15 protein-coding genes, 1 tRNA gene and 1 pseudogene are annotated in these 19,159 nt (G+C 37.1%); 11 read left to right on the forward strand and 6 right to left on the reverse strand.

The features are described from left to right. Window positions 1-27 precede the first annotated feature (27 nt). A complete protein-coding gene (locus tag GQ45_RS07740) occupies window positions 28-1,029 on the reverse strand; it encodes a GSCFA domain-containing protein (protein ID WP_047416481.1) in 1,002 nt (333 codons plus the stop codon). Window positions 1,030-1,147: 118 nt separating this feature from the next. Next, window positions 1,148-3,763: an alanine--tRNA ligase gene (gene alaS / locus GQ45_RS07745; RefSeq protein WP_047416483.1), complete on the reverse strand. Its 2,616-nt coding sequence runs from the start codon at window positions 3,761-3,763 to the stop codon at window positions 1,148-1,150. Window positions 3,764-3,958: 195 nt separating this feature from the next. On the opposite strand from alaS, the gene GQ45_RS07750 reads away from it, so the two are divergent. The 5 genes from GQ45_RS07750 to GQ45_RS07770 all read left to right on the forward strand — a co-directional run bounded on the left by GQ45_RS07750 (window position 3,959) and on the right by GQ45_RS07770 (window position 7,216). Next, window positions 3,959-4,936 (forward strand): M23 family metallopeptidase, encoded by a 978-nt coding sequence (locus tag GQ45_RS07750; protein ID WP_047416485.1) that lies wholly within the window; start codon window positions 3,959-3,961, stop codon window positions 4,934-4,936. Then, window positions 4,936-5,265, forward strand: a complete 330-nt coding sequence (locus GQ45_RS07755) for a MerR family transcriptional regulator (RefSeq protein WP_047416486.1) — start codon at window positions 4,936-4,938, stop codon at window positions 5,263-5,265. The genes GQ45_RS07750 and GQ45_RS07755 overlap by 1 nt, the downstream gene beginning before the upstream one ends. Before the next feature lie 21 nt (window positions 5,266-5,286). Then, entirely contained in the window at window positions 5,287-5,886 is a 600-nt protein-coding gene (locus GQ45_RS07760; RefSeq protein WP_047416488.1) for a LemA family protein, read from the forward strand. Between the two features lie 114 nt (window positions 5,887-6,000). Beyond that, window positions 6,001-6,438, forward strand: coding sequence for a TPM domain-containing protein (locus tag GQ45_RS07765; protein ID WP_047416490.1), 438 nt, complete (start codon window positions 6,001-6,003; stop codon window positions 6,436-6,438). Beyond that, window positions 6,419-7,216 carry a YgcG family protein gene (locus tag GQ45_RS07770; protein ID WP_047416491.1) on the forward strand — a complete coding sequence of 266 codons (798 nt, stop codon included), beginning with the start codon at window positions 6,419-6,421 and terminating at the stop codon, window positions 7,214-7,216. Before GQ45_RS07765 ends, GQ45_RS07770 begins: the two co-directional genes overlap by 20 nt. A gap of 109 nt (window positions 7,217-7,325) precedes the next feature. Here the strand turns inward: GQ45_RS07770 and GQ45_RS07775 are convergent, their stop codons facing one another. After that, window positions 7,326-10,070 (reverse strand): outer membrane beta-barrel protein, encoded by a 2,745-nt coding sequence (locus GQ45_RS07775; protein WP_047416493.1) that lies wholly within the window; start codon window positions 10,068-10,070, stop codon window positions 7,326-7,328. Between the two features lie 231 nt (window positions 10,071-10,301). Next, window positions 10,302-11,609, reverse strand: a complete 1,308-nt coding sequence (der, locus tag GQ45_RS07780; RefSeq protein WP_047416495.1) for a ribosome biogenesis GTPase Der — start codon at window positions 11,607-11,609, stop codon at window positions 10,302-10,304. 395 nt (window positions 11,610-12,004) lie between these two features. On the opposite strand from der, the gene GQ45_RS07785 reads away from it, so the two are divergent. Together GQ45_RS07785 and GQ45_RS07790 are read left to right on the forward strand one after the other, a co-directional pair. Then, window positions 12,005-12,511, forward strand: coding sequence for a GTP-binding protein (locus GQ45_RS07785; RefSeq protein ID WP_052188363.1), 507 nt, complete (start codon window positions 12,005-12,007; stop codon window positions 12,509-12,511). Window positions 12,512-12,774: 263 nt separating this feature from the next. Beyond that, a complete protein-coding gene (locus GQ45_RS07790; protein WP_052188155.1) occupies window positions 12,775-13,632 on the forward strand; it encodes a TraB/GumN family protein in 858 nt (285 codons plus the stop codon). Between the two features lie 165 nt (window positions 13,633-13,797). Here GQ45_RS07790 and era read toward each other — a convergent pair whose 3' ends face one another. Further along, the gene (gene era / locus GQ45_RS07795; RefSeq protein ID WP_047416499.1) at window positions 13,798-14,685 is read right to left on the reverse strand and encodes a GTPase Era; all 888 of its coding nucleotides are present in this window, start codon (window positions 14,683-14,685) and stop codon (window positions 13,798-13,800) included. Then, window positions 14,672-16,036: a sodium:alanine symporter family protein gene (locus tag GQ45_RS07800; RefSeq protein ID WP_047416500.1), complete on the reverse strand. Its 1,365-nt coding sequence runs from the start codon at window positions 16,034-16,036 to the stop codon at window positions 14,672-14,674. Before GQ45_RS07800 ends, era begins: the two co-directional genes overlap by 14 nt. 289 nt (window positions 16,037-16,325) lie before the next feature. Between GQ45_RS07800 and GQ45_RS07805 the strand changes: the two genes are divergently transcribed. The 4 genes and pseudogenes from GQ45_RS07805 (at window position 16,326) to GQ45_RS07820 (ending at window position 19,118) form a co-directional block, all read left to right on the forward strand. Further along, window positions 16,326-16,398: transfer RNA gene (locus GQ45_RS07805), tRNA-Met, on the forward strand. Window positions 16,399-16,648: 250 nt separating this feature from the next. Next, a pseudogene (locus tag GQ45_RS17805) lies at window positions 16,649-17,299 on the forward strand (IS110 family transposase); the annotation flags it as partial. 160 nt (window positions 17,300-17,459) lie between these two features. Continuing rightward, window positions 17,460-18,179, forward strand: coding sequence for a putative quinol monooxygenase (locus GQ45_RS18235; protein WP_052188156.1), 720 nt, complete (start codon window positions 17,460-17,462; stop codon window positions 18,177-18,179). A gap of 75 nt (window positions 18,180-18,254) precedes the next feature. Further along, window positions 18,255-19,118, forward strand: coding sequence for a helix-turn-helix domain-containing protein (locus tag GQ45_RS07820; protein WP_047416503.1), 864 nt, complete (start codon window positions 18,255-18,257; stop codon window positions 19,116-19,118). Window positions 19,119-19,159: the final 41 nt, after the last annotated feature.

Here is a 19,159-nt window from a genome sequence, read left to right on the forward strand (position 1 = left end):
GAACATAGGGCAATTGCCTTATATTGGTTAGAATTCTAAAAAGGGAAGTTTTTTTTGAAGCGATTGCATCTTAGTTTCTAATTTTTTTAAAAACTGTTGATGCGCCTCTGAATCTGGATGAAAAGATTTGTGTTGCCATCCTTTTTGAATGCTGTCTATCTCCACCATAGTGGCTTGAGCCGCCTCGGAAATCCAAACATAGGTGAATTTTTCCCAGATATACTGTATGGCTAAGCTATTAGGATGTACCATATCTTCGGCGTAAAAACGATAATCCCGAAGTTCGTCCATCATAATTTCGTAACTGGGGAATAAGAGCCCCCTACCCCCCAAAGGGGGAACTTCACTTAGACTCCGCTCAGCGACCGCATTCAGTAAAAGTGGGGAGTTTAAAATTTTATGTAAAGCTGTCATTAAATGTGCCTTGCTTAGTTGGTTTTCTGTGAAACCGTCTTTTAAGTGGCGGACTGGAGATATGGTAAATATAAACTGTATGTTATCATTGATGGTCTTAATAATAGCTATGGTATTTGTCAAGCTTTTCTCGATATCTTCTACCGACAATAGTTTTTTGGAAAACTCCTTTTGTGGAACTTTATGGCAATTGGCAACTATGGTATTCGATAACTTAGTTTCATATACCCAAGCCGTTCCTAAAGTAATGACAATGTGTGTTGCTTTTTTAAGTTGACCTAAGGTCTTTTCTAAACCTTGATTTAGATGTAAAAGCAACTGCTCTTTGGAGCTTGAGGATAGATCAGAATGCGCCTCAAAACAATGCCAACGCTCATTTAAAAAGAAAATATCTTCTTCTGTATACTTTTGTTGTTTAACCGCTCTTGAAATTAAATTTTCTATCGCTACAGGATGAAACAAAATCCCAAAGGGATTCTGAACCGATTGAAACTTAAAATAATGAAGTTTATCCCCTATATGCTCCACAAAACAAGAACCCAACAACAACAATTGACTGTTATAATCAATTTGATGATGTGCTTTCGCTAATGGTATTTGTGTTTGGAGTTTCAAAGTTTAGTTTCTAGTTTTTGGTTTAAGGTTTTTTTGAATTTGAACTCTTGCACTGAGCCTAGTCGAAGTGTGTACTTGTACTTATACCCATAATTGACCTTGTACTTGTACTTGAGTTTTATCTCAAATAATCTTTCGCCTTCTGTATAGCTTCTTCAATTCCATCCGCATTTTTACCCCCAGCGGTTGCAAAAAACGCTTGGCCACCGCCACCACCTTGAATGTATTTGCCTAGTTCTTTAACCACCGTTACGGCGTTTAAGTTCCTAGCAGCTACTAATTCTTTTGATATGTAGCAAGACAATACCACTTTACCCTCATTTTCAGCAGCCAATACTAAAAACAAATTGTCTTTATTTTGGCCCATTTCAAAGGATACATCTTTGATACCCGCAGCGTCTACATCTACTTTTTTAGCTAGAAAATCAATTCCGTTTAGGCTTTGTATTTCCGTTTGCAAATCGCCTTTTAGGTTTTTGGCTTTATCTTTTTGTAAGCTTTCAATTTCTTTTTTAAGTTTTGAGTTTTCCTCTTGTAAACTGGTAATTGTTTTAACAGGATTGCTCGCATTACTCAATAAGGCCTTAACTTCCGATAAAATTCTATTATTTTCAAAGTAGAATTCTTTGGCCGCATTGGCCGTAATCGCTTCAATTCTGCGAATCCCTGAAGCCACTGCGCCCTCAGAGGTAATCTTAAAATGCCAGATATCCCCTGTGTTTTTTACATGGGTACCCCCACAAAGTTCTATTGATTTCCCAAAACGGATGGTACGTACCGCATCCCCATATTTTTCGCCAAATAATGCCATGGCGCCTGCATCAATAGCCTGTTGCATGGGTACAGCTCTATTTTCTTGTAAGGGTAAATTGCCATCAATGCGCGCATTTACGAAATTTTCAACGTCGATCAATTGTTCAGCCGTGACCTTAGAAAAGTGTGAAAAATCGAAACGCAAATATTTTGAATGTACTGCTGAACCTTTTTGTTCTACATGGGTACCTAAAATTTCACGCAAGGCTTGGTGTAATAAATGCGTAGCCGTATGGTTCGCTTCCGTGCTTTGACGTTGTTTTTCATCGACCACGGCTTTAAAGGTTTCTGTTACATTATCCGGTAAATTTTCGCTAAAATGAATAATCTCGTTATTCTCTTTTTTGGTATCTGTAATATAAATAATAGTTCCGTTGCTGGCTTCTAAATAACCTTTATCGCCTACTTGTCCGCCGCCTTCAGGATAAAATGGTGTTACATTAAATACCAACTGAAACTGCTCTCCGTCTTTCTTAGAAGTCACTTTGCGGTATTTCACCAATTTTACATTAGTTTGTAATAGGTCGTAGCCCACAAATTCTTGCTCCATATCTTTTGAAAGTACGGTCCAATCTTCTTTTGATATTTCGGAAGCCGAACGCGAACGGTTTTTTTGCTCTTGCATCGCCTTATCAAATCCTTTTTCATCAAGAGAAAAACCTCTTTCTTGTAAAATTAAGGCTGTTAAATCTATAGGAAAACCATAGGTGTCATATAATTCAAAGGCTTTTCTGCCGTCTATTTCCTTAGATTTAGAAGAAGCTATCATGGTGTCTAACAATACTAGGCCTTGATCTAAGGTTTTTAAGAACGAATTTTCTTCTTCTTTAATCACATTTTCAATCAGTCCTTTTTGGCTTTTTAGTTCTGGGAACGATTTGCCCATCGTATCGCTCAAGGTTTTTACCAAGCGATACATAAAAGGTTCTTTGGTATCTAAAAACGTAAATCCGTAGCGAATAGCGCGACGCAAAATTCTGCGAATTACATAACCAGCTCCTGTATTACTGGGCAATTGCCCGTCTGCAATAGAAAAAGAGACTGCACGAATATGATCGGCAATAACGCGAATTGCAATATCGGTCTCCTCTGACTTACCGTAAGAACTGTTGGTGATGGTTTCTATTTCTCTGATGATAGGGGTAAAAACATCGGTATCGTAGTTCGATTTTACGCCTTGCATCACCATACATAAACGTTCAAAACCCATACCTGTATCGACGTGTTTTGCGGGCAACACTTCTAATTGTCCGTTTGCTTTACGGTTGTACTGCATGAACACTAAGTTCCATATTTCTACGACTTGCGGGTGGTCATTATTCACTAATGACGCCCCTGAGACTTTGGCTTTTTCTTCGTCAGAACGTATATCCACATGAATTTCTGAGCACGGACCACATGGCCCTTGATCGCCCATTTCCCAAAAATTATCTTTTTTATTGCCGAATAAAATTTGTGATTCAGGAACAATTTTTTTCCATAATTCTAATGCTTCAGCATCTTGGCCTAATTGATCAGCATCATTACTACCCTCAAAAACAGTGACATACAAACTATTTTTATCAATTTTACACACTTCGGTCAAGAACTCCCAGGCCCATGCTATGGCTTCTACTTTAAAATAATCCCCAAAACTCCAGTTCCCCAACATTTCGAACATGGTATGGTGATAGGTATCTTTACCTACCTCCTCCAGATCGTTATGTTTACCGCTAACGCGCAAGCATTTTTGAGTATCCGCAACTCTAAGGTGTTTAGGTTCTGTATTCCCTAAAAAGAACTCTTTAAACTGGTTCATCCCTGAATTGGTGAACAGCAAGGTAGGATCATCTTTGATGACCATAGGGGCCGAAGCCACTATTTTGTGATTTTTATCTTTAAAAAATTCTAAATATTTTGAGCGTATTTCTTGAGAGTTCATGGGTATTTTTTTAATTCTCTTTACAGTTCTTTTTGTTAGGGTACTGTAACAATTTTAATTATTTTTAGTCTAATTAGTAATTCTGTTTCACAACAAAACATAAGCTTTTGATAAAATGAACAGAATCTGCAAAACAATTTTTATATTTGTTTGTAAGCTAATTATAAGAGCACAAAAATAGGATAAATTCCATTTATGTCGAAAGTAAAATATTATTACGATCCAGATACTTTATCGTATCGCAAAATTGAAGCTAAAAAATCTAGAAGATACAGGAATATAAGTCTGTTTTTACTAGGGTCATTTTTATTTGGTTTGTTGGGCTTAACTGTGTTATTAAACACTAGTTTTATAAATACGCCTAAGGAATTATCGCTACAACGCGAAGCTAAAAATTACGAACTACAGTTTGAGCTTTTGAATAAAAAAATGGAGCAAGTAGAGGAGGTTTTAGCCAATATTGAAGATCGCGATAACAATATTTACCGGCTGTATTTTGAGGCTAATCCTATACCTGATGAACAAAGAAAAGCTGGTTTTGGTGGTGTAAATCGGTATCAATCATTAGAAGGGTTTAATAACTCTGATATGATTATTGCGACTAAAAAACGTATGGACATCATTCAAAAACAAATGGTGATTCAATCAAAGTCTTTAGATGAAATTACGACACTTGCTGCTGAAAAAGAAAAACTTTTAGTGGCTATCCCTGCCATACAACCTATTAGTAATGAAGATCTTACACGTATGGCTTCGGGTTACGGCTGGCGTTCAGATCCCTTTACTAAGGCTAGAAAAATGCATTTTGGAATGGATTTTACGGCGCCTAAGGGCACGCCTATTTATGCCACAGGCGATGGTATTGTAACTAGAGCTGATAGTAATTCTGCGGGCTACGGAAATCATATTCGAATAGACCACGGTTTTGGGTATGTTAGTCTGTATGCGCACTTAAGTAAATACAATGTTACCTCTGGGCGTCGTGTGAAACGCGGCGATTTAATAGGTTTTGTAGGTAGCACCGGTCGCTCTGAAGCACCGCATTTGCACTATGAAATATTTAAAGGGGGCGATCGAATTAACCCTATTAATTTTTACTACGGTAGTTTATCGGCCGAAGAATTTGAAGCCATGTTGAAAACAGCTTCGCAAGAAAACCAATCACTAGATTAATGCATATAGAACTTCCTGAGAAAAGATATTACGGTATTGGCGAATTGGCCAAAGCATTTAACGTAAATACCTCTTTGATACGATTTTGGGAGAAAGAATTTGATGTTTTACAACCTAAAAAAAATGCCAAAGGCAATCGTAAATTTACGCCTGAGGATGTAAAAAATTTACAACTCATTTTTCACTTGGTTAAAGAACGTGGATTTACGCTGGAAGGTGCAAAAATGCATTTAAAGGAAAATAAATTACAAACCCTCTCTAATTTAGCTATGATTCAAAAGCTAGAAAGTGTGAAAGCAGAACTGATTAAAATAAAAAATCAATTATAAAACGAACCAAAACTAAAAATCATGAAAAAAGGAATCATCGCTATCATCGTAGTTATTGCTCTTGCAGCAATCATCGGCATGTGGTATGTAAATACAAACAATCTATTGGTTGACATGAAAGGCCAAGCGACCAAACAATGGGCGAATGTAGAAAGTTCGTATCAAAGAAGAAGTGATTTAATTGGCAATTTGGTAAAAACAGTGCAAGGCGCTGCTGATTTTGAAAGAGGTACCTTAACCGATGTTATCGAAGCTCGTGCTAAAGCCACATCAACCTCTATAGACGCCAATAATTTAACCCCAGAAAAAATGGCTGCCTTTCAAGACGCCCAAAGCGGACTAACAGGAGCTTTAAGTAAATTAATGGTGGTGGTTGAACGCTACCCTGAACTCAAGGCGAACCAAAACTTTTTAGACTTACAATCGCAGTTAGAAGGTACTGAAAACAGAATTAATGTAGAACGCAACAGGTTTAATGAATTGGCCGGTGATTACAATATTAAAATAGCCCAAATACCGACGAACTTTATTGCAGGTATCGCCAATTTTGAGCCTATGTCCTTGTTTTCTTCAAATGCAGGTGCTGAAGATGCACCCGATGTAAATTTTGATTTTGAATAGCCTCACCCAGCAATGACGAAAAGTCATTGCTGACCTCTCCCTAGGAGAGGTATTAAAAATAAGGTTATGAAACCAATGTAAAGCATTGGACTAATAGTTATAGTACATAAAAATATGTCTAAAGTAGAAGATTTTTTAAGCGCCGAAGAAGAGCAAGAAATTGTTACTGCGATTATTGACGCTGAAAAAAATACTTCAGGTGAAATAAGAGTTCATATTGAAAAACATAGCCGTGTAGCTCATTTTGAACGTGCACAAGAGCTGTTTCATCTCTTAAAGATGGACAACACCAAAGAAGAAAATGGCGTGCTTATTTACGTAGCTGTAACAGATAAAAAATTTGTGATCTACGGCGATAAAGGAATCGACAAAGTGGTTCCTAAAGATTTTTGGATCACTACGAAAGACATTATTCAAGAACACTTTAAAAAGGGCGCCTTTAAAAACGGAATCGTAGCAGGTGTTTTAAAAGCTGGTCAAGAATTAGAAAAGCATTTTCCTTGGCACGCTAACGATACAAACGAACTATCAAATGAAGTATCTAAAGGCTAGCCTATTCTTTTTATTTTTAAGTATCACAAGACTTGGGATTTGTCAGTTTCAAATACCCGACAAACCTACAGTGCAACAGGGGGTTTATGATTATATAAGTTTACTTTCTGAAGCTCAAGAAAACAATTTAGTTCAAAAACTAAAGCGCTATGCGGATAGCACCTCCACACAAATAGTTGTCGCTATTATCAGCAGTACTCAAGGTGAAGAAATTAATTTTTTAGGCGCACAGTGGGGTCAAAAATGGGGCATAGGACAAAGTGCTGAGGATAATGGTATTTTAATCCTCTTAGCCAGAGAAGATCGAAAAATAGCTATCAATACAGGCTATGGCGTTGAAGGCTCTTTAACCGATGCCATGAGCAAACGTATCATAGAGCAAATCATTATTCCTGAATTTAAGGCTGGTGACTATTACAGCGGACTAGACCGCGGTGCTGATGCTATTTTTGCTGTTTTAAATGGCGAATTTAAAGAAGATCGAGACTTTAGCAACAATAGCTTCCCTTTTAAAAGCTTGTTCCCTGTTATCATATTTATCATCATCATCATAATTCTCTCTAATAAAAGCCGAAAAAACGGTGGTGGCAACCGAGGCAATAAAACTGGCGGCTTTGATATTTGGGATGCCATCATCCTGAGTAATATGGGTCGTGGTGGCCGCAGTTCTGGCGGTGGAAGCTTCGGAAGTGGCGGAAGCTTTGGCGGCGGCGGCGGATTTGGTGGTGGCTTTGGCGGCGGCGGCTTCGGCGGCGGCGGCGCTTCAGGAGGCTGGTAAAGGTAGCCCCCTAACCCCCAAAGGGGGAACTTCATAAGTTGGAGGAAAATCCTTGATGATTTTTTGAACTCTTGTACTGAGCGTGGCCAAGTGGATTTAGGGGCTCATCTTAATTATACCTCATCCTTCTTCCGTCATTGGGTCTTTTACCACCAAACTGATCAAATTTATAGCTAAAACTCAGCATATAATATTGTTGTAAAACGGTACCTTGAAAATCTTGAATAAAATCTTCCCCAGAGGTTCTACGTGTATTTATATTTTGGTTTAACAAATCATAGGCCAATACTTTTACGGTCGCATTTTTGTCCATAAACTGATACCCCAAACTCATATTCCAAAAAATAGCATCTTTATCAAAACCAGGACCTACATTGCCATTGTAGTTATAGGCAATATCATTACCAAAAATTAAATTTTTAGGCCAGTAGGTTGTCATTCTTAAGTTTAAATTATGCGAAACAAAATTGATGTTATCTATATTCTCTAAGTTATAGGTGGTATTATCAAAAGTCACGCTGTATTCTGGTTCTATCTCCACCATTTCCCTAAAATTGAGGGTGGTCGATATTCTTGGACTAACGGTGATGTTTTCAGATACCAAGCGCTCACCATTGGTAAATCCTACACGCTTTGCGTAATTAAAATTTGGTCTAAAATTAAACTTAATCGAATACGCACTGTCTTTTTTAATTTCTTTAGAGTACCCTAGGCCTGCATAAGCACTCGAGTTACCATCCACATTAATAAAGGTCGTATTTCTTAGAAAATTTTCATCAGTAAGGGTGACAGAAGACACGCGATTCTCCTCCACATTCATACCCATATAGAAAAATAAACCTGTACGGTCTTTCCAATTGTAGTCATTATAATTTACACTGATACGGTGGTTCACCGCAGGCGCTAAATTGGGATTACCCGTAATAATATTTAAAGGATTCGTTACATTAGGAATAGGTTGCAGTTGGTTAACGGAAGGAATATCTAAATTTGAATTATACCCTAATCGCAGTCTTTTGGTTCTGTTGATCCTGTAGCTTACACTAGCATTAAATAAAAAGTTCGTATAATCTTTAGTAAACGAGGTGTTTTGTAGAAAATCATTGTTTTTTAGATCTGTAGCTACAAACTCTGCACCCACTCTTAAACGAAGCTTCTCCCCATCACTTCTCAAATCAACAGAGGGTCGCTGCTGTACATTCGAAAACCTAAAGTCTGAGCTTAAGCTCTGATTAAAATTAGAATATTCATCTGTAAGACCATCAAAATCAAAAACTGATCTTAGGTTATTTTGTTCATTATTCTGGTATTCATAGCCCATATCTACAAAAATATTTTTGACGATAGGTTGGCGGTACCTTACACTCAGCTCGTAATTATCTGTTTTGTTATTGGTGGTGGTTTCTTGATTCAAGAGCTCTTCGCTGGGGTTGCTACCAAAAACCTGACGGGTCGAGTTTAAATTCGCTAAATTTTCATTGATATTATTGGTATTTCTAAAAGACAACCGCACATACTTACCTACAGTATCTAATCTTTTAAAAATAGTAAGTTCGTTTCTAAAGTTTCGTTGTTGGCCATCGTTCAGCGTGCGTCTTTCGTTGCTATTGATCAATTCACCATCTTCATTGGTAGATGTTGTATTCGAAAAATTAGACGAATTTGTTCTGTTAATTCCCAAGGAAGGTTCTAATTCTATACGCAGGGTTTTATCGATATCAAACTCCAAATCTGCACTGCCTTCATTAGAGTTGGTGCTGCCCCTAAAGCTCGATTCTGTGTCTGTAAAAAAACGACGGTCTGGTAAAATATTTTCTCGTGACGTTTTTTCATCATTGAAAGATTCACTGTCCGAATAAAAATAATTTCCACTTACTTCATACTTATCTTTTTCTTGATCTGCGTAACTTGTCCCTAAGGTAGAAGAGGTGGTAATCCCTTGCCCAAAGCCTGCGTTCCCATTAAAGGAAACTCCGCCTGAATTGCCGACCATATCATAGATTTCATCAAACGAAAACCCCGCATTATTAATGTTATTGGTTCCTGCGATAATACTAACGCGTTGTTTGTTGTTAAAATAATTGAGCAATCCATTGGCTTGGTATCTTTCATCCGTACCATAACCAGCCGCTAAGCGTCCTAAATAGCCCTTATTTTTATTTTCTTTTACGGTTAAATTAATGGTTTTTGTTTCCCCATCACCATCATCGCCTGTAAATTCTTGTTCTTTGGTTTTGGTATTGGTAATCTGAATTTTATCAATAATATCTTTCGGTAAACTTTTAGTGGCCACAGTAGGGTCGGTACTAAAAAAAACTTGTCCGTTGACTAAAACCTGATCTACCTCTTTTCCGTCTACGGTAATTTTTCCATCGGTACCTACCTCCACCCCTGGGAGCTTTTTAAGCACATCTTCAACACTCGCATCGGGTCTTGTTTTAAAAGAGCTGGCATTAAACTCTACCGTATCTTGTTTGATCGTAATAGGGATACGATCGGCGGAAACTTGTACGCCTTGTAATTCTTCGAACTGCGCCTCAAGGGCTACGGTTTGTAAATCGATAAGCTCTTGACGGGCTAGTTTAAGCTTTAAGGTTTTGTAACCATTAAAGGTAAAAAACAAGTTAAATTCTCTCTCTTTGGTTTTACCTTCCAATTCAAAAACACCATTTTGGTTGGTGATCGTATAGGTAATTAAGGTACTATCAGCAATAGTTTCTGCAAAAATCGTCGTCGCCTCCAAAACAACTTTGGTTTCGGCATCGATCACTTTACCTTTAATAATGAATTCTTGAGCGTGGGAAAAAGAAAATAAAAACACACTAAATGCTAGTGTTATTAGTGATTTTGGCATGCGAATTAGTTTGATTCTTGAATTGATGAACTTTCGGTTAGCGCCAAAAATATAGGAATCAAATTAAGACAACAACCATGTTAACATAACTTTATGGGTCTAGACTAGTGGTTTTTGGGTATGGGTCTTTATTCCCTATAGAGCTAGCATGCCCTCGAGTGGTTTCGCCGTTCGTGATTTCATAATATCCACTTTAGGTTTTTATAAAAGCCTAGCCTAATATCTTGAGGGCTACTTTTTCCGCATAAAAATAGAAATAGGAACTCCTGTAAAATCGAAGTTTTCACGCAGCTTATTTTCTAAGAAACGCTTGTAGGGTTCTCGAACATACTGCGGTAAATTACAGAAGAATGCAAATTGCGGGTAGGGTGTTGGTAATTGCGTACAGAACTTAATCTTAACGTATTTACCTTTGTAGGCTGGCGGTGGATAGTTTTCTATCAAAGGCAGCATAATATCATTGAACTTTCGCGTTTGAATCTTGCGATTTCTATTTTCGTATACCTGCACAGCCGTTTCAATGGCTTTGAAAATACGTTGTTTGTTCAGTACCGAAATAAAAACAATGGGCACATCGGTAAAAGGCTCCATCGCCTCCTTGATTTTTTGTGTGTAATGTTTTATGGTATTGGTTTCTTTATCTTCTACCAAATCCCATTTATTCACTAAAATTACAACACCCTTATTGTTACGCTGTGCGAGCCAAAAAATATTTTGTACTTGCCCATCAAAACCACGGGTGGCATCCATAATGACAATACACACATCAGCATGTTCAATAGCACGTACCGAACGCATCACCGAGTAAAACTCCAAGTCTTCTTTCACCTTAGCTTTACGTCGAATACCAGCCGTATCTACCAAATTAAATTCGAAACCAAAACGATTGTATTTGGTATCAATACTATCTCTGGTAGTACCTGCTACATCAGTAACAATATAACGTTCCTCCCCTATCAATGCATTGATAAACGATGATTTTCCTGCATTTGGTCGTCCTACAACAGCAAATCTAGGCAGATCTTCATCGGTGTTTTTTTCTTTCTCAGGCAATACTTTTACCAAGGCATCCAATAAATCACCTGTTCCACTACCACTCGTACTTGCAATGGTATAGTAATCCCCTAATCCTAAAGCATAAAATTCAACAGCATCTTCGGCTCTTTTGCCATTATCTACTTTATTTACGGCTAATAAAACTGGTTTTTTAACTTTACGAAGTAGGTTGGCCACATCTTCATCCATACCGGTGACTCCAGTTTCTACATCGACCATAAAAATGATGGCATCAGCTTCATCAATCGCTAATTCTACCTGCTTATCGATTTCTACTTCAAAAACATCATCGCTACCTTTTACGTAGCCTCCTGTGTCAATCACAGAAAATTCAACACCGTTCCAATCACTTTTTCCATAGTGACGATCACGGGTAACCCCACTCACTGCGTCAACAATAGCCTCTCTACGTTGAATAAGTCGGTTAAAAAAAGTTGATTTCCCTACATTAGGTCTTCCTACAATGGCGACAATAGCACTCATACTTCGTTAATTTGCTGCAAAAGTACTCTAAATATTTGATTATTATTCGTCGAATGCCAAAAGTCGAAGGTGAAAGGCTTTAGGCTATAAGCTTTAGGCGATAGACGATAGGCGATAGGCGATAGGCGATAGGCAGAATAAAAAGTTGAAGCGCAAGTTCAAACGCACACTTCGGCTACGCTCAGTGCAAGAGTACGAGGTCAAAGGCAATGGGATGTAGGATGTAGGCTGTAGGCTATAAGCTGTAAGCTGTAGGCGCTAAGCGGTAAGCGGTAAGCGGTAAGCGATAAGCGATAGGCGATAGGCGATAGGCGGCAAGCAAACTTAAAAAAAGGACTGGAATTTAACGAAATGCAAAAAAAATGAATACCTTTTGCTTCTTAAAAATGTTGAAATTGAAATCCGTACCAAACACCATCGCTTTAAGACCTCGTTTTCAAATAACCTTAACAGCTGCCAACGAAACTGTTTTAGCTGCTTTTGAAGACACTCCCACAGCGCCATTCTTGATCAATAGAATGGATGACCATGTTTTTATAAAATTTAATCAAGAAGCCAATCATTTCTGGTCACCACAATTGCATTTAGAGATTGTTGCTGATGAAGACTCCCAAAAAAGCAAAATTTATGGCTTGTTTGGCCCTAACCCTACCTTATGGACTTTTTTTATGTTTCTGCATTTTGGTGTAGCCACTATTTTTATCGCCTTGGGAATTTGGACCTCTTCTAGTATGGCACTTGATAAACCCTACGGAATTCAATTGGGGCTCATGGTCTTTATGGTGGTCCTTTGGTTTGGGCTCTATGTGTTTGGTAGGGCGGGAAGAAGTAAAGGAAAACCCCAAATGCATGAACTTCATGATTTTATGATGGCAAAAATAAGCCCCTATAAAGCCTCCTAAGACGAAATGTAATTGCTTTACGGGTGCTGATTGGGTATTGGGTTCCGCTATTTTGATTTTTCTACCCGCTTAAAACTACTCCCTAGCTTTTTTTAGGCCCTACACGAGCGTTCCTACACCCTTTAAAAAAGACTATATGTAAAAATGGAAGCTGCTATGTTCCGTTCAAACCCAGTATTTGACCACTTGTCATAATTTGGTTTCTAAACACCCTTAAAGAATATACATTTGAAGTAATCAACAACAATTAAAACATATAAACCATGAAAAAGATTAAAAACGCAATCCTAGCCCTAGTCACTATTTTAAGTGTAGCCCCTTCAGCCATCGCTCAAAACAGCTTATTATACAAAGTAGAAGGAGAAAACATTGCAACCTCGTATGTATTTGGTACAGTGCACATGATGCCTAAAGAAGATTTTCTTTTAGAAGAAAAAGTAAAAACTGCATTTTCTGAAAGTGATTTTATTGTTATGGAGTTAGATATGGATGACGCCAGCATGCAAACCGAAATGATGAAATATGCGATGCTTAGCGGCGATGACTCGCTACAAAACCATATGACAGCTGAAGAGTATAAAATTTTAGACGAATATTTTACGGCTAAATTAGGCGTTGGCATGGCTGCTTTTAACAAAATGAAACCTTTTATTATTTCTTCCACGGCCATGATAGCACATTTAGGACAAGATATGGCCAGTTTTGAAAATACCTTTGTACAGATGGCAGGCGAGCAGAAAAAAGAAATAAAGGGACTTGAAACTGTGGCTTTTCAAATGTCTATGTTCGATGAACAACCCTATGAAGAGCAAATAGACCAAGTGATTGAGATGCTACAAAAAGAAGGTGGTATTGGAGGATATTTCGATAAGATCATTGCAGCCTACAAAACACAAGATATAGAGGTGTTGTATACCTCTTTAAACGAGTTTTTTGAAGAAGATCAAGCCTTTAAAGAAAAAATGCTAGATAAGCGTAACCAAAACTGGATTCCTCAAATAGCAGATTTATCAAAAGAAAAGACTGTTTTTTACGCCGTAGGCGCAGGCCATTTGGGCGGTGAAGAAGGTGTTATTCGTTTACTAAAAACGGCAGGCTATACCGTTACTCCAGTGGAGTAATTCATCCAGACGACCACTAAAAAAAGCCCTAGAAAAATGTCTTTCTAGGGCTTTTTTTTAGTTAGAGCTTAAACTTTTTTCAACCCTATAGCCATAATGTTCTATTTTTCTACGCCAATACCCAAGCTCTGCGATACGTGTTCCCCCTTTGGGGGCTAGGGGGCTTTACCCTTGGTTGTATCCAAAACGCTTTAACTGGTTAGCGTTACTTCGCCAATTTTTATTCACTTTTACATACAATTCTATATGCACTTGTTTGTCGAAAAACTTTTCTAGGTCTTTCCGGGCTTCTACCCCTACTCTTTTTAAGGCTGATCCTTTGTGACCTATGATGATCCCCTTTTGAGAATCACGTTCTACCATAATTACGGCACGCATTCTAATGATCTTATCATCTTCAAAAAACTCTTCCGTATCGATTTCTACGGCATAGGGAATTTCTTTGCTGTACTGCTGTAGAATTTTTTCGCGAATCGTTTCGTTGACAAAAAATCGTTCTGGCTTATCCGTGAGCTGGTCTTTTGGATAAAAGGCAGGTGATTCTGGTAATAATTCTATAATGCGCTCAAAAACGCCTTTAATATTAAAATTCATTAAGGCAGATATTAAATGTATTTCTGCCGTTGGCAATTGCTCTTGCCAGTATTGTACTTGTTCTTCTATGATATTTTGCTCTGTAGTATCGATCTTATTCAATAACAACAAAACGGGAATTTTACTGTTTTGTAGTTTCTCAAAAAAGCGTTCGTCTTTCAAGGCTTTCTCCCCTATTTCGACCATATAAATCAAAATATCCGCATCTTCAAAGGCCGATTTTACAAAATCCATCATCGACGATTGCAGTTCATAGGCTGGTTTAATTATCCCAGGCGTATCGGATAAAATCATTTGAAAATCATCCCCATTGACAATTCCTAAAATTCGGTGCCGTGTGGTCTGTGCTTTCGAGGTGATAATCGATAATTTTTCACCCACAAAGGCATTCATCAAAGTAGATTTACCAACGTTGGGATTGCCAATAATATTTACAAAACCTGCTTTATGCTTTATCATGTTTTACTTTTAAAAAATAGGCTTTCATGGCCTTATTAACTCTTGGTGCCAAATACAATACCGCTATCATATTCGGGATCACCATCAGGGCAAATGACAAATCAATTAAATTTATCACTAAATCTACCGATGCTACCGCTGCAAAGGTAATACTACCCACGTAAATGAAATTATAAAACTTGCCAATTTTCGCATTCGTTATAAATGAAAGGCATTTGGTACCATAATACGAATAGGTAAATAAGGTTGATAAGGCAAAAGCACTCACCACCACCATCAATAAAACACCACCATAGGGAATAGAACTTTTAAAGGCATTTAAGGTCATGGCAATGCCGTTGGTCTCGGTATCTAAATGCGCGCCACTGATAATAATAACAATGGCGGTCAGCGAACATACAATAATGGTATCAATAAATGGACCTAACATGGCCACCAAGCCTTCTTGAATAGGTTCCTTGGTCTTAGATTGCCCGTGAAACATAGGTGCGGTACCCACGCCAGATTCATTTGAAAAAACAGCTCTACGGATGCCGATAATTATTAATCCCCATAAACCACCCGTCACCACCGTTTTAAGATTAAAAGCTTCTGAGAATATAAGGCCGAAAGAAGGTAAAATATTCGATGCATTCGTGATCAAAATATACACGACAGCCAGCAAATACACCAAAACCATAAACGGAACAATGGCGGTCGCTACTTTCGCTATTTTTTGGAGTCCCCCGAAAATAACGAATGAGGTGATGATAGACAGCACAACACCTATGCCTAATCGCCAGTTGAACTCGCCCAAAACCATAATGGCTTCATCTGGTTGTATCACGCTCATCAAGGTTTGCGTAAACTGATTGGTGGTAAATGCGGGAAGCACGCCAAACAAACCAGCGATACAAAAGAAAATAGCCAAAGGTTTTGCCTTTTTTCCCATACCTTGGGTAATATAATACATAGGTCCGCCTTGCAAGGCACCATCCGAATCTTCGCCACGGTACATGATAGACAAACTACAGGAATAAAATTTAATACACATCCCGATAATAGCGGTCACCCAAATCCAAAAAACAACGCCTGGCCCGCCTAAATAAATAGCTATGGCCACGCCTGCAATATTCCCCATCCCCACGGTAGCCGCTACCGCAGAAGAAAGTGCTTGTAAGTGACTTACTTCGCCTGGATCGTTTGGATCATCGTACTTACCCGCTGTAATGGCTAAAGCATGTTTAAAATACCGATAGGGTAATAATTTAGAATAAAAGACTAAAAAAAGCCCGCCACCGATGATTAAAAAAAGCATAACCCACTCGGTATAAGGGAGTACGCCAGATAAAAATTTATTGATAAGTTCCATGTATTGATCTAAAAACAAGTTTGAGCGGGGAATTTAAGGATTTTTAAATGGAACTGTTTAAAATATTTATCAAATTAAGTTTTGATAGTAATAAAAAAGCTTCGTATATTTGCAGTCCGAAATAATTCAGTCAGCCTAATGAACTGAAAGCTTAAAAGCTAAGTTGGTTGTTTTGGAAACCCATATCGCGGGATAGAGCAGTACCCTTCGACTACGCTCAGGATAAAGTACCTACTTTACACTGAAAAAGTCTTATCAAGATCGCTCTAAACCAACAAATGGAATATATCGCGGGATAGAGCAGTAGGTAGCTCGTCGGGCTCATAACCCGAAGGTCACTGGTTCGAGTCCAGTTCCCGCTACTAGTAAAGACAAGCCTTTCAAGAAATTGAGAGGCTTTTTTTATTCTACCTAGTACAGAATAAGTACAGAATAAAGTCAAACTCAGAAGTCAATAGTTTTTAATATTAAATGTTTCTTTTTGTCTATAATCCATATGAATTACAAGGTCGAATAATAAATTTTACTAAGCTGCAACCCTATTCCTTCCTAAGGGAAGTTTATTATCATACAATATAACCGCAATTTAAACTCGTAAAATATGCTAAATAGGTAGAATTAAAACTTTGGGAGGGTAATTCTAAACATCAAACAGAATGCTTGCAAATGACGAGACTCCTTTCTGTATATACAAAACAGAGCACGATGTTAAAAAACAAACTGCACGGAGAGGCTGTATTAGGGAATCTGAGTAAGGTGGTTGTAAATTCTTTAAAACGAAGTTTAAAGCACGTGAAAAAAGAACTAAAAACCTTAGAAGATAAATTACTTGAAATGGTAAAAGAGAATCATCAAGATGTTTTAACCCGCCTAAAAACTATACCAGGCATAGGGAACAAAACAGCTGTGATGTTAATTGTTTTAACCGATGGTTTTGATCGTTTTAAAAGTGGAAGTGAGTTATGTAGTTATGCGGGTTTAACCCCTGTAATTAGAAAGAGTGGTAGTAGTGTAAACGGACGAAGTAGAATTAGTAAAATAGGTAATCAAAAGCTGCGTAATTTATTATTTATGTGCAGTTTTAATGCTTGTAAATACAACAAAGCTTGTCGAGATATTTATCAGCGCATAGTGGCTAAAGGAAAGAGCAAAAAACTAGCTTTAATTGCGGTATGTAATAAGGTCTTAAAACAAGCCTTTGCAATTGCTAAATCAGGATTGATATATGACGATACTTATAGAAGTATTCTAGTAAAAAATTAATATCATTTTACTTGTTTTTTACCACAGTACTTTGTTATGTGCATACTGGATTCAATAGTATTGCTTTTTTTGAAAATTGTCCATGCGTTAGTAATAAACATCCATTCCATAGTCTTTTGTTTCGTCTCAAATTTGCACTGTAACAAATAAACAAGAAACGATGAAAACTAAAGTTCCATTAAAATTAGCATTCCTAGTTTTTCTACTAGGATTTACAATTCAAACATTTTCAAAATCTAAAAACACAAACATTATGAACAGTACAAAAAAAGAAACTATCGGATTATTAGTAATTATGAAAGCAAAAACAGGAAAAGAACAAGACGTCAAAAGCTTCTTACTTGGTGGATTAGCATTAGTAAATCAAGAACCTCAAACAGTATCTTGGTTTGCCTTTCAAATAGATAATAATACTTTTGGTATTTATGATACTTTTGAAGTAGAAGAAGGAAGACAAGCACATTTAACAGGCGAAGTTGCGAAGGCATTATTAGCAAATGCAGGTGATTTATTAGAGAACTTTGATCCTAGCACAGATATTCAAGCAGTAGATGTATTAGCATCTAATCATAAATCCGGATTGCAAAACAAGGGTTTGCTTGTTATTATGAAATCTAAAGAAGCAAAGACAACAGATGTTGAAAACTTCCTTAATGTCGGCAAACAATTAGTTGGTGACGAGCCAAAAACTTTATCTTGGTATGCTATAAAAATAGATGCTACTACATATGCAATCTTTGATACTTTTGCAGATGATTCTGGTAGAGATACACATTTAACAGGGAAAGTTGCAGCAGCACTTATGGAAAATGCGCCTGTTCTTTTAGATGGTTTTGAAGCATCAGCAATTCAAAAAATAGACATCATAGCTTCGAAATAATTGTTATCTTTAGAAAGGAGTGTAACAAACACTCCTTTCTTTTAATACGTAACATTAAAGAAGAAATAGACTCTTATGGCTCAAATTATTATTGATAAGCAAAATGGTGAACTGGCATTTAGACTAGAAAGGTTTGAAAATCTTAATCAATTTGACCATTTACAGCGAAAAAATTATTATTCTATTATTTTACTAAAAGGAAACAATTACAAGTTAAAAGTAGATGTTTCTAATTATGAATTACAAGGCAACCAAATGATTTGCTTGTCACCTTATCAACCATTTATGATTTCTTCTGAAGAGTCTTGTTCAGGCTGGTTATTAAATTTTCACCCTGACTTTTTTTGCACATATCGACATCAAAATGAAATTGAAACAGAGGGCATTCTTTTTAACAACTTTCATGGATTACCACATTTTAAAATTTCTGAAGAAGCGTTGTTTTTTAACCTTATAGATCAAATTTCAAAAGAAATGGATAGAGATTCTATTGCTCAGCATGAGGTTCTTGTGGCTTTTTTAAAGGTGTTTTTAATAGAAGCTGTGAGACAAAAAAAACAATCCAATAAAGATATAGTGCCAAAATTTTCTGATGATCAATCTGAAATATTGCAAAATTTAGTAGATTCTATTGAGAAGAATTATTCTGAGTTACACTCTCCGAAAGATTATGCAGATGTTTTATGTGTTAGCACTAAAACATTGGCTGGAATTGTGAAAAAATATTTACAGCAAACACCTAGTTCGTTAATTTCTAATAGAATTATTATAGAGGCTAAACGCGAACTATATTTAACCTCAAAACCTTTGAAACAAATCGCAGCTAATCTTGGGTATGACGATGAATTTTATTTTAGTAGGTTTTTCAAGAAGAAAGTAGGTGTTTCTCCCGATAATTATAGAAAGACAGTAGGTTTTGCTAAACTAGAAAAATTATGATTGTCAGTATGTCTTAAGTTGCACATAACGTATGCAGATAT

It is taken from the genome of Cellulophaga sp. Hel_I_12 (genome assembly GCF_000799565.1).
Classification (GTDB): domain Bacteria; phylum Bacteroidota; class Bacteroidia; order Flavobacteriales; family Flavobacteriaceae; genus Cellulophaga.